The organism is Candidatus Zixiibacteriota bacterium, from assembly GCA_019038695.1.
GTDB lineage: Bacteria > Zixibacteria > MSB-5A5 > GN15 > FEB-12 > B120-G9.
In genome coordinates this window covers 15,827-29,106 of sequence record JAHOYZ010000016.1, presented here as the reverse complement: position 1 = coordinate 29,106, position 13,280 = coordinate 15,827, and the positions used below count along the sequence as shown (strand labels likewise).

The window sequence follows — 13,280 nt, the reverse complement described above, 5'->3', positions numbered from 1 at the left end:
AAAAACTACCGGTCCAGGTTTCGCGATTGGTGCCGGTGACGGACAGATCAAAGGAAACATTGTCACCATCCTCTGCATTCGGTGACACGGTGAATAAAAAGCCGTCGGCGATAAACTCGGTGCCGTCATTGCCTGGGATGCTGCCGTACGGCTCGATGTCGTCTGTGATCACAGTGATGTTGGGATCGGTGGAGGAAATCGTGGCCACCACGTCGAGGGCTTCATCGGGTCCAACGTTCTTGAGTTGTAGCCCTAGAAGAATACTCTCGCCGGCTTCAAGGATACCGTTGTTATTGCCCGTGGCATCGTTGGTCTGGGCACCATCGTAGACAACATACGCTCCGTCCGGCGCGAAAAGCTGCACCGTCGAAATATACGGTTCACGGAACTGGCATGTCACCACGATGTCCGCTGTGGCAGGAGCTGAGAACGGAACGAGCTCAACCTCGACCTGTCCGGAAACATCGACATAACCCGCTCCATACAGAACACCGTCCAATGAAACACCAACGTACGAGCCGGGGTCAGCCTGGACAGTTATGTTTGTTGATGTGAACACTAAGGCGCTGGGGTGAGTAACAATGTTAACCGATGGTACACCCATGTAAGTCATGACCGAGGGATCACCCATTAAGTGATAAATCTGCCAGTAGTAGGCGGTTCGTGAGCTACCGGCCTCGGTAACAGCCATGTTACCGGCAAATATCATTGCGCTGTTGGAGACGTGGTGATCGCTGACAGCTTCGCCGTGGTCGTGGAACGTGCCGTCATACGCACCCAGTCCAGTCTGCTCGTAGGTTGGACCGGCCGCGACGATTGGGCCGTTACCAACGCCCCACCAATAGTCTTCGTCCCAGTAGGTGGAGTTGGTGCCGCCGATATACCCAATACCTCCGCCACCATCTCTCTGTAAGAAGGCTTCACCGAAACAGGGCGAGCCTTCGCTGGCACCAAAGGTATTTGCCAGACAGCAGTTGCCGATACCCAGTAGCCACATATGGTCGTTGGTCAAAGTGTCTGCGTCGGAAACACTGAAGGATGGATCGGCCTGACCGTAATGACTGCAGTGAGCCGTGTAGTTCATGAACCCCACGCCGTCTGACACAGATTGAATGATGTCGCCCGATGCACTGGGTTCATCGGAGGCTGGATAGAGCCATACATGGGGAGTGATACCGTGAGCGGCATTGAAATACTGGGTCGTACCATAGTTGATTTGCCCGTTGCCATAGGTCGGGGCAGCACCAGCATCAACGCCGGCGATTAATGTAACTTCTTCGAGATAGCTTGGGTCCGGCATCAGGTACTGCTCGTATTCCAGCGTCTTATCAATCTGAGGCTGGAGTAGGTCAGTGGTTTGAGCGGAAAAGCGGCCGTAGTAGATTTCCGGGAAGTTGTCACCGGTAAATTCACACATCCACAGATCTGAGATGTGGCCGCTGTAGCCGGTATAGGCCGGAATCTGCTCGTCATCGCCCACAAATAACACAAACGATGGAGCCGGATCTTCGGGAGTGCCATCGTTGTAAAGACCCTGTAAGTAGGTCTTTACCTGCGCCGTTGTGGAGCCGATGACGTCAGTGTAGTCAACGACGACATTAAATCCTTTTTTTGTTTTCCATTCAATGAATGGTACCAACTGATCCTCAAACATGCGATCGGCTACGATCACATACTTGACCGGATACTTGGTCAGGTCCGCGCGTGAATCAGTCTGCTGCTCGCTGTAGTTGGAAATCTTGCTATACACGCTTTCGAAATATGGTGAGTGTAATTTGCGCTGCATCTCTTCAGTCATTGCCCAGTCGGCGTTTTCATAGGTCACTGAAACCTGAACATTCTTATAGACTCGGATAACGTTGGTGACAGGATTGTACTCGACCGGTGAGATACTCACCAATCCTAGATTGACGGCTCGCATCGTTCCCAGAACCTCAGCGTGGGCGAGAGGCAGTGTATAGAACTGATTCTGTTCGTATGTAATTCTGTTGAACTCAAACGGAATAGATGCCGGATCGTCAGATTTCGAGACTGACGGTTGGGTTGGCATCAAAGGTGCAGTAAGTCCCAGATCGCTGAAAGATACCTCTTCTACTTCGTAGCTGAGAACATCAACTTTCAGCTCACAACCGAAGGGAATTGAAATCAATCGGTTAAGGGTGGGCAAGCTTGGATTACCAAGTGTGTGTGTGCGTGCGCACCCCTCAAATGACAACAGGTTGAAAAAGCCCTCGGGCGTCGATACTTCGGAAATCTGTAGTTCCCCAACTCCCATTTCGACAATGATACCGCCTTGTCCCTGGTCGGTCACCATTGCATGCGTTGATGCGTCTTCCAATGTGACCAGTTGATTTGATGATGCTGATGATGCCAGACAAAAGCTGGTCAGCAGTGCAATCGTTAGTAGTCCTCTCACATGTACCTCCGCAAGATGGTAAGAATATGTGGTGATTGTACGTTGTTTACGATCTGATGACAGAAACAAACAAAGTTAGACATTTTGCTCGCTACAAGTAGTAGTATTACAGAGAAGTATAAGTTACTTCTATCATTATAAGCATATTTTTGTTGAAAACATAGTAAAAAATGTATCAAAAGTACTGTGGTTCGCTTCTTTTTCATTTTTTTCGTGAGCTGCGTTTGTTTCTGTTGTCTGAAGTTGACAACATGGACCCGCGTAGGGTTTCTTGGTTAGACGGTACCCTTAAGGAACTTCCTACCGGAAGTCTCGTTTGATTTCCCAAGTCGGGCATAGCCCCTTCGCTCGTAACGGATTATGTTGGTTAATTAATGGATATGGTAATTCTACTGGATCCAGTACCAGCTTGACAAGAGTCTTTTTCGATCTCTTTTTGTCAGCTGAAAGAAAACAGGAGTCAGTCCTTTGAAATTCAGAAGTCGATACATATCCGCCCCATCCGTGTTCGCACTGGGTGTGTTGCTGTTGCAGGTTCTTTTCTTCCAGGTATGGCGGTTGGTCTTGCTATTCAAACTATCTGACCTGACTATCGATGTCCCGGGTTTGATATTATTTCAGTCCTTTTTCCTGGGGACACGTTTCGATCTGGCCATCGCTGCGTATGTAGCCGCACCGCTATATCTTATGAGCACAATCCCCAGGTTCAAAATCACTCACAACAAGGTAGTACAGAAAATCTGTTTGGGTTTCCTGATCACTGTGTCGGCCATTACGTTCTTCATCCACCTGGTTGATATTGAGTTTTTCCTTTTCTTCAATTCCCGGCTCAACGGGAGTGTCTTACAGTGGTCAGACACGCCGGGATTCATGTTCTCCATGGTCTGGCAGACTTATCCGGTTGTTTGGTATCTTGTGCTCTACTCAGTCCTTCTATCTCTGTTCATCGCAGCAGTTCACAAGCTTTTGCGTTGGGTGACCGCGTGGGATAGTCGCACAACGATTTTGGTAAACCTGTTATGGATTCCGGTCACGTTTGTGGTTCTCGGAGTTCTAGCACGTGGACGGATCGAGGAAAAAGCACCCTTGACGTGGGGGCTGGCCTATTTTTCCGAATACGACGTAGCTAATCAACTGGCTCTCAACCCAACTTTCACTTTTCTCCGGGACGCTGTTTACGATGTCGGTAGCAAGCAGAACACAGCCTCAACGATGGAGGCCATCGCATTCCCCGAGGTTGATTCGCTGGTGCGTGTACTCACCGGTCGCTCATACGTTGCGGCAGATTCGTCCACGTTACGCCTTCATCGGCGAGTTGAGTTCTATTCTGAAAATGACAATCCCCCCAACGTCATTCTGATTATCATGGAATCGTTCGGAGCAAGTCGGATCGGTGTTCTTGACAATCGCTACTCCTATGATCTCACTCCGCATTTTGATGTCTGGTCTCGTCGAGGAACACTCTTCACGGACTTCTATTCCTCGGGGAGTCACACCTACTCAGGGTTATTCTGTACTCTTTATGGCTATCCGCTGATTTTCGGCAAGTCGGTCATGAAACAGGTTACGGGGCAAAACAGGTTCTGGGGGCTGCCATCGATCCTTCTCGAACACGACTACGAGACTCTTTTCTTTACGACCCATGATCCGCATTTCGACAACATGCAAGGATTCCTTATCTCCAACGGGATGCAGCGCATCTTTTCTTTGGAGGACTACGACTCATCGGAAAAGTTGAGCACACTCGGTGTTCCCGACCATGTGATGTTTGATCGTGCCATTGAAGAACTTGGGGCATTGGGCGAAGAACGGTTCTTTGCTACTCTGCTCACTGCCTCCAATCATGGACCCTGGCTTGTACCAGATGTTCCCTACGGACCCTTGCCCGAGGAAGAAGATGACAGGTTGCGTTTGAATGCTTTCAAATATTCAGACTGGGCGCTGGGGCGGTTTATAGCTGCGATTGCCGATAATCCCCGTTTTTCCAATACCCTGATTGTCGTCACCTCCGATAACGGGATGCTCTACCAACCGATGGGAGACATGGATCTTACTCAATATCACATCCCGTTATTGATATTGCACACCGATTCTCTGGATGAATCCTCGGGGCGACAAATCTCGTCTCTGGCAAGCCAGATTGATATCCTTCCGACAGTCATGGGACGAGTCAGGTTGGAGTACGATGACTACTCCTTTGGGCGTGACCTTCTGGACAGCTCCGAGACCGGGGTGGAATACGCCCAGTTCTCTGATTGGCTGCAAGTCGGTTATATTCAGAATGACTATTACAACATAAGTCGCCTTGACGGACCACAAGCGCTGTACCGGATTGATCCCGCCACGGGAAGAATCGAGTCCCCAGTCAATTTGGTTGATTCGCTGCCGGAGATGGCGATAGAGTACAACCGTAAGGCACTGGCCATCTTCCAGCGTGCCTACTACAATATGCTGTTGCCAATGAGTGAAAACGGGGCTGATTCGCCTGAGCACAGATAGACCGGAATTCCGGCAGTTGCTTAATTATGATGGTTGCAACCATCGAAAGGTTTGCAAAAATCACCATCTTTGACTATCCTATCCGGGCCAGCCAATGGCTGTTTGTTGCCGATAGTAGTTTTTGCCCTGATGGTTTGGAAACTGAATTGTGTGGAGTAGCGTGGAGTGAAGCAATCTGATAATGTCACCGCCGGAGCCGACACCGTGGTCAGTTCCGAGATAAACTACAATCGCACTATGCAGCAGGTAGGCTTTGTCCCCAGACAAGAGGCCACTCTCGACACATACCGGAAGCTGGGTTTCAAGTGCGGTCTGGAAATCCACCAGCAGTTACTCACCGCTTCCAAGCTGTTCTGTCGTTGTCCAGCTGGAATATATCAGCGCGGTGACGACTATGATGCCGAGGTGATTCGTCACATGCGCCCCACTCTCAGCGAGATGGGCGAATACGACGGCACCGCCCTGATGGAACGCAAGACACGCAAGAATATCTTTTACCGCCTCAAGTACGAAACCGCCTGTACTTATGAAGTCGATGATACGCCGCCATTCAAGATCGACCCCGAAGCACTGGAGATTGCGATTGAACTCGGGTTGCTGCTGAAATCCAGCATGGTCGGTGAACTTCATATCACCCGCAAGCAATACCTCGACGGCAGCATCCCGACCGGATTCCAACGCACGGCGATTGTTGGCATTGAGGGAGAAATCCCGCTCTGGGAAAAGAAAGTTCGTATCATCCAGCTCAGTATCGAAGAAGATTCCTGCCGTGAGGTTTCCGATATTGGTCATGATCGTGTCTATACTACCGATCGACTGGGGATGCCTTTAGTCGAGATGGTTACTTATCCTGAAATGTTGACTCCGGACGAAGCTGCCGAAGCGGGTCAGTATCTGAGATTCCTGGCGCGCAGTTCCGGTAAAGTTCGTACCGGAATTGGTGCTGCCCGGCAGGATGTCAACGTGAGCGTCACAGGGGGAACCAGGGTCGAGATCAAAGGTGTGGCGCACATCGCCTGGATTCCGGAACTGACCCATATTGAGGCGTACCGCCAGAAGGCGTTGTTGGCCATCCGACAGGAACTTCAAGAACGTTTTGGCGACGCCACCAAATGGAAAATGACTCATGCCGACATCGACCGCGATCTTATCAGGGGAGAACTACCGCCGATTGACCGGTGCGTGGCTGTCAACCTTCCCGGTTTCGCCGGTATTTTGTCGCACTTCACGCAGCCAGGGAAGATTTTTGCCAATGAAATCAGAGACCGTCTCAAAGTAATCGCCTGTCTTGAGCGACCTAACCTCGTAACCTCGGAACAACTCACAAGCGATAGTCCTGCCATTGAGTCGAGCGTTTGGTCTGATATCAAAGTACAGCTTGGTGCTCAGGACGCTGACGCACAACTTGTGTTCTGGTGTCCTGAAGATGACCTGATAACTGCTCTTGAGACAATTGAAGAACGTTGCCTTATGGCATTTGAAGGCGTGCCCGAGGAAACCCGCAAAGGATTTCCAGATGGCACCACGATTTTTGAGCGTGTCTTGCCGGGTCCGGATCGGATGTATCCTGACACAGATTCCGCACCATTATCAATACCCAATGAAACGATAGAGCGGATCCGCAAGCTTCTGCCGCCAGATGTTGTTCAGAGAATGACGTTGCTTCGACAGTGGAAAGTCCCACTTGATTGCCATCTCTATTTGCTGCGTAAGAACCTGGTACCAGTTATCGAACGGATCAGCAATGATTTCAAAATCCCTGCTCGAAACGTCGGACTGTTGTTCGGGCACCGGCTCAGGCATCTTGATAACGGATCAAGAACTATTTCCCACGAACGGCTCTATGAACTGTTCAGCTATCTCATACAACAAGACATACGTATTGATTTTGCGGCCGAGCTTCTCGCTTCTCTGAACGACAAACCGGAAGTGGACATTGACAGACTTAGCGCAGAGATTGGATTCAAGAAAGCAACGATGTCAGAAATTGTTGCTCATGTTCCACCGCTATTGGATAGGGTGAACAAATCCGGATTATCGCCAAGTGATGAAGTATTGACTCGCTGGATCATGGGGCAACTGCGACCGTTTGCCCTGGGTAACGTATCGTTGTGCGATCTGCGAGCTGAGGTCGAGAGGATGGTGAAGCATGGCTGATGAAGTACTGGGATATCGTGGCGAAGCGCTGGCTGTGCTTGAAAAATATGGCGTCAGTGTATGGAGTCAAGCCGCCATCAAAAGCACACGCGGCGCATTCGAGGGAATCGTGTTACCTCGCGCGGAGAACGATGACAACGAACATATCGTGCTCAAACTTGCTACCGGATACAACGTCGGCATAGCCGTTGACACTGTTCTCGAAATCACCGAACTCGGTTCCAAAGAAGCCAACTACAAAATCCCCGAGCAGGAATTCCCGACTTCCGAAAATATGCCCAGCGTGAAATTGTTTGGCACCGGCGGAACGATTGCCTCGCGTCTTGATTACCGAACCGGCGCAGTCATCCCCGCCTTTTCACCCGGCGAGTTGTACGGTGCAGTACCGGAATTGGCTGATATATGCAATCTGACCACCGAGAAGCTTTTCGCCGTGTTCAGCGAGAACATGGGGCCAAAGCAATACCTCGTGCTGGCTAAAGCAATCGGCGAACAAATTGCCAACGGTATCGATGGTATTGTCATTGGTCATGGTACCGATACGATGCATCACACGGCGGCGGCCTTGGCTTTTATGATTCAGGACTCTCCAGTGCCAATCGTGATGGTTGGCTCACAACGTTCATCTGACCGACCTTCTTCTGATGCCGCCTTGAATCTCATCCACGCCACCAAAGCGGCGGCCGAGTCCGATATTGCCGAAGTTATGGTCTGTATGTTCGGCCCCACATCCGACAAATACGGTTTGCTTCACACTGCTACCAGAGTGCGCAAAATGCACTCATCATATCGCTCGACTTTTCGCACGGTGGGAGATATCCCGCTGGCGATGATCGACCGTGACAAAATCTCCCCATTGCGGACCGATTACAATCGTCGCCGTCCCGACCGAGAGGTGAAGATTCTGCCGTTTTTCGAAGAGAAAGTCGCGCTTGTCTATTACTATCCCAACATGCAACCCGACATCATCGACTCGCTGGTGGAGAACGGTTACCGTGGGATTGTCATTGCCGGGACCGGTCTGGGGCATGTCAACAAACCTGTCTATCCCGCTATCGAACGCGCCACCAAAGCCGGCGTTGCAATCTATATGACGGTGCAAACGTTGTGGGGCTATGTCCACATGTTTGTCTATGACACCGGCCGTGATCTTATGAGCTTGGGAATTATCCCGACCGAGAACATGTTGCCCGAAGTGGCCTATGTCAAACTTGGTTGGGCGCTGGGACAGACGAGTGATCTTGAAGAGGTCAAAAAAATCATGCTGACCCCGATCAAAGATGAGATCACCAAGCGCGAACCGTACAATGGATATTTAATTTTCCAGGGCGGCATCCCCGAAGTCGAAAAGTTCCTCCGCACGATTCATAAGTAACAGGCATTACCCGTCCTATCGCATCGCCCACTCTGTCACCCCCGTGAAAACGGGGGTCCAGTCTTGTCGTCCTGTAGGTCGAAACTGTCTTCAGTTTCGACAATCCAGTCTGTCGCCAATGAGGGCGGATTCCCAGGGAGTTCGTAGCCGAACGACCGCGAAACCCGAAAGTCGCAGTGACCACATTACAAAGAAAGTGATGGACACATATGCGCTGGGCGGGACATATTGTGTAAAAGCGGCGTGAAGGGTAACTTGGCGCGGATGGAGGAATTGATGGACTCATTGCAAGGTTGGTGGGGCTACTACTTCAAGCTCGATAGTGTATTCGAGGTACTTCAGAGCTTACCAGAAGAACGCCAAAAGGAGACCAAGAATCATGAACTATTCATTACTTGGGTTGTGGCTAGATTTCTTCAATGGCAAACCGGTAGCGAACATGCTATAGGCTTTCCCTCGTTGGAGGGCCGCGATGATCTCACTTTGAGAAGTCTATTGAACGGTGTGGCAACTATTGATGATGAGGATTTCGACACTGTTATGATTGACACACGCGAACCAGAAAGAGAGATGAGGCTTCAGATTAAGAGATATATGCGGCGCCAGCATCCCAGCACCGACGATTTCTTCAAGTTTATGCGTTCAAAAGTAGAGAGGTATGGGGATTCGCCCAAACTCTGTGTAGTTTTTGATATAAGGGAGGAGATGGGGTTTGATCTTCGTAGGTTTGCGCAGCTATTGAGGGGTCAGACTTTCAAGGTTGGAAGTATTGTGGCGTTTATAAAAACCAAGTCCGAGTGGAAATGCGGTCTCCTTTCAATTCATCCTGAGTTCTCAGGCAAGGTGTGGGGGCCTGATTCCGAGTCAAAGGGCTAAGTCTGAACCACTCGGTACCCCACTCAGAGCCGAAGGCGTCGGGTGGGAATGCAACACTTTCCTTACAAACTCACCCCTGAATACCATAACGGGGGCTACTACAAACAGAGGAGGAATGTGAACGGGAATGTCAGTCAAAAACAAATCGAGGCGAATCGACGTAACGCCCAATTTTCCACCGGTCCCAAAACCGACGAAGGAAAACAATGCGTTCGGTTCAACGCCCTCAAACACGGGCTGCTCGCCAGGACAATCGTCGCACCGTCACGCAACAACCACGAGACTCAGGCTGCCTTTGACAATCTCTTGGGTGCGTTTCGCGAGGAATTGCGTCCGGAAGGCCTGATCGAAGAAATGCTCGTCGAAGAGATTGCGGTTTGTTACTGGCGACAACAACGGGCGATTCGAGTAGAGGCGGGTGAGATTCAGCAGCTTCAGGATCGTTGTGGCCGAGAGGACGACAACGCCTATAATGACACCCTGGCGTTGCCGAACGATTCCGATGTCTACAAAATCACTCGATACGAAACAGCCATCGAACATCGGTTACACCGAGCCTTGACCCAGCTTGACCGACGCCAAAAATCTCGCCGCAAGTGCCGCCGGGCGAGGGGAATATGAGATGTCAAATTCACTACGATTTCACCGCTTGAAACTATAAGAAAACTCGCCTTGCGCAAATAATGACAAGAGGTTACGCGGAAAACGCAAAACGCTGATTACCAAACAAAGCCATTTCCATTGGGCAGAACCCACAGCAAGCTGTGGGGCACCGAGCGAGGGGAGAACCTAAGTTTAAGAGACCCTACTTCTTCAGCCGAGACAAAAACGGGTGGGAGCTGTCGGTGACGCCCATGATTTCCGCCTCACGGATGTTATGCACTAATTCAACGGAGGGGCGGGCGTGATCAAGGCCGAATCCACGGCCAGCCAAAGTTTCCTGATAAACCACCGTATGCAAATCTGTGAAGCCGCCGGAGAACTCAACTTCGTCGCCGTCAATCGTTATCGAGCGATAAGTTGTTTGGCCGTTCGCTTTGATGTCATCGGGCAGATCGTTCTTGTCGGTAGACAAGAACCACTGTACGCGAGCGTTGTCAAGTTCGAGGAATCCACCGGTGTGAGTAGGCGTAGCCAGATGGACTTCGGATTTCTTAACCGAACCGAAAAACCACATCAGGAGATCAAAGAAATGAATACCGATATTCGTGGTCAATCCGCCCGAACGCTCAATCTGTCCTTTCCAGGAAGTGAGATACCACGGACCGCGTGAGGTGATATATGTCAGACGGACATCATGTTTGGTATCGTCCGGCAGAGCTTTTAGTTTTTCGCGCAAAGCTATCAGGGCTGGATGTACACGGAGCTGAAGGATAGTAAAGACACGTTTGCCATATTCTTTTTCTGCGTCAGCGAGAGCGTCCAGATTCCACGGGCTGAGAACCAACGGTTTTTCGCAAATGGCATCGGCTCCTATCCGTAGAGCGAACCGAGAGTGGGCATCATGAAGATAGTTGGGGGAGCATACGCTCACATAGTCAATGGCATGCTCTTTACCCTGGCGACGCAGCAGTTCGATATGTCTGTCAAAGCGTTCAAACTCGGTGAAAAACTCGACCTGGTCAAAATGACGGTCAAGAATTCCAGCAGCATCGTGGGGATCCACAGCGGCCACGAGCACGTTACCAGTATCTTTGATTGCCTTCAGATGTCTGGGGGCTACATAGCCCGAAACACCAGTCAGAGCGAAGTTGTGCGACATCGACTATCCTCAGTTCCAGTTGTTCCGTTCATAACGCAAGTTGTCTTTCCGGACGGTTGGAATAAACAAATTTCCACACCGGAAGCAAAGCGATTTCTCATTAAGATCGGGCTGTTTGATGAAGTTGGCACGGGGCTTCGCTTCACTAACAGACAGGCGGCGGTCCTCCTGTGAACAGGTGTGCCACGAGATAGGTCAAGTCGGCAATATTGGGTTCGTCGCCACCAAAACCATCCACATTGGCAGCCCCTGGAATCGGAGGGGGAGGGCCACCGGTGAACAGGTAACTGACGAGGTACGTAAGATCTCCAATGACGGGTCCCTCGCCATTGTTGTCAATATCACCCTCTGAACAGAAATCCACTGCTCCCGAGATAGTCTCCGGGTCATAGCTTCCGGCACTAGCCCAGAATCCTGGAACGTAGTTGGTGGAGCCGCTGCTGTAGCCGGAAATATCAATAGGGTTGGGACCTCCGGAGGCACCGCTGGGAATAGTGAAGAACAGGCTCATAATAGCGCCGGTATCGGCCGCCATACCTGCCAGGGATCCGTCCTGAGATGATCTTATTAGATATGTGGCTCGATTTGCCCAGGGATCGAAATGAGACGTCTCGAATACTTCGGCGTCTTCCGTTCGAAGACCGGCAATCGAGGCAGAATCGTAGTCAAGGTTATATGGTCCTGCCCAACTGACTGGAATTGTCACCGACCGAAGCGCTAGATAGTTGCGCGCATACACATCTACTCTAACCTGCTGGCCAGGCGTACCATTGACCGTCGGACAGATGATGGTGTCGGCGTAGACCGAAATATAATCATGGCGGCTGGTCTCGTACATGCCATCATCGGTTTCTATCGTCGTTGAGACGTCGAAAGAGCCTGGCTGATCATAGTTGTGAAAGGGAGCCTCTTCACTTGATCCGTCTCCGTCGCCGAAAGTCCAATCCCAGGTCAGGACACTTTTAGGAGTAATTCCGGTGAACTGAACCGGCAAGGGAACTTTGCCGAAAACGGTGTCAGCTTGTATACGAACATTGCTGAGCCAACCCGTCAGAACATTATCCAACCAACAATTTATGCGGCCCCACTGCTGATTGGAGAACTCGGTGCGGCAACCGCCATATCCCATGTGGTTCTGCCAGTCAGTTTCGCCCCAAGCGTCGCCTGAGCAGGGACAATCTCCGCCAGGGCCACTACAGCCGTAATTGGTGGGGGTTGGATCTGTGTCAGAGCAGAAGTCACCAGTATAATCGCGTCCGGCAGCTCCTGGGCTCTCCCAGCAAGAACCGCACTGACTAACTTCGTCCACGCCGTGGTGTGTGTGCCACAGGCCGAGATTGTGTCCGATTTCATGTGTCAGAGTCGTGCGTCCCCACGGAGGGAACTGGCTCTGGTTCATAACTATGCCACCGTAATTAGTCAAGGCTGAACCGTCCCACGGGAAGGTTCCGTAGGAGAAGACAGATCCGTCGACATTCACGGAGGCAACATAGATATTTAGTTGTGAGTCCGGAGCTAAAGCATACAGGTTTTTCATGGTGGCGAACTCGCCATTGGAAGTCAGATATCGGAACTCGGTGGAATTGATGAAGCGGACTTCATATTCAAATTGGATACGGACAGGAAGGTAATGTGCATTGATGTCATCAACTGCTGTCTGAACAGATGATACCGTTGCGGCAGGATCTGAGCCGTCATCCCGTTGGAATACGTGAAAGTACAGCTGAATGATGTTTAATGAGGTAGTTTCGTCGGGAATCCACTGATTACGTAATCCGGGATCGTCGCACGGTCCCATCGGATTGCAGGCCTCGCCGTCCTTCATATGGGCGTGGTTTAGATCATAGAACACCTGCGTGAAACATCCGCCTCCAGTCGTGTCAGAAGGATTCAGTTCCTCGGCAGCAAAAATGTTGATCGACAAGAAGTATGAACTCAGAATCAGTGCAGGGAGTATGGCCCACGATTTCAGTTTTGATCCGAGCGGTCTGTCTTTCGTGTCCATGGTCTTTCTCCTGTAATGCATCATTACTCTCTGGCTGATGGCTATCCAATTAATATCGCGTGTTCCGCAATACACGCGGTTGGCACTAACATTTTCAATATACGTAGCATATACATTTGGCACAAGAGCTCACTTCTTACATTAAGGAACGAGCAAGGCCAGAATCTGTCATAAACTACTCACACAAACT

The 13,280-nt window shown here is 50.7% G+C and carries 8 protein-coding genes; 5 read left to right on the top strand and 3 right to left on the bottom strand.

Annotation, left to right across the window (positions count from 1 at the left end):
- The coding region (locus KOO62_06910; protein MBU8933722.1) for a hypothetical protein at positions 1-2,416 on the bottom strand (2,416 nt) is incomplete at its 3' end.
- A gap of 468 nt (positions 2,417-2,884) precedes the next feature.
- On the opposite strand from KOO62_06910, the gene KOO62_06905 reads away from it, so the two are divergent.
- From KOO62_06905 to KOO62_06885, 5 genes are all read left to right on the top strand, one after another.
- Complete coding sequence (locus KOO62_06905) at positions 2,885-4,915, top strand: sulfatase-like hydrolase/transferase (GenBank protein ID MBU8933721.1); 2,031 nt, start codon at positions 2,885-2,887, stop codon at positions 4,913-4,915.
- 237 nt (positions 4,916-5,152) lie between these two features.
- Positions 5,153-7,072, top strand: coding sequence for a Glu-tRNA(Gln) amidotransferase subunit GatE (gatE, locus tag KOO62_06900; protein ID MBU8933720.1), 1,920 nt, complete (start codon positions 5,153-5,155; stop codon positions 7,070-7,072).
- Positions 7,065-8,447, top strand: a complete 1,383-nt coding sequence (gatD, locus tag KOO62_06895) for a Glu-tRNA(Gln) amidotransferase subunit GatD (GenBank protein ID MBU8933719.1) — start codon at positions 7,065-7,067, stop codon at positions 8,445-8,447. The genes gatE and gatD overlap by 8 nt, the downstream gene beginning before the upstream one ends.
- 276 nt (positions 8,448-8,723) lie before the next feature.
- Positions 8,724-9,323 (top strand): hypothetical protein, encoded by a 600-nt coding sequence (locus tag KOO62_06890; GenBank protein MBU8933718.1) that lies wholly within the window; start codon positions 8,724-8,726, stop codon positions 9,321-9,323.
- A 117-nt stretch (positions 9,324-9,440) separates the two neighbouring features.
- The gene (locus KOO62_06885) at positions 9,441-9,944 is read left to right on the top strand and encodes a hypothetical protein (protein MBU8933717.1); all 504 of its coding nucleotides are present in this window, start codon (positions 9,441-9,443) and stop codon (positions 9,942-9,944) included.
- Positions 9,945-10,128: 184 nt separating this feature from the next.
- Here the strand turns inward: KOO62_06885 and KOO62_06880 are convergent, their stop codons facing one another.
- Positions 10,129-11,085 (bottom strand): Gfo/Idh/MocA family oxidoreductase, encoded by a 957-nt coding sequence (locus KOO62_06880; GenBank protein MBU8933716.1) that lies wholly within the window; start codon positions 11,083-11,085, stop codon positions 10,129-10,131.
- 145 nt (positions 11,086-11,230) lie between these two features.
- Positions 11,231-13,090, bottom strand: coding sequence for a PKD domain-containing protein (locus KOO62_06875; protein MBU8933715.1), 1,860 nt, complete (start codon positions 13,088-13,090; stop codon positions 11,231-11,233).
- Positions 13,091-13,280: the final 190 nt, after the last annotated feature.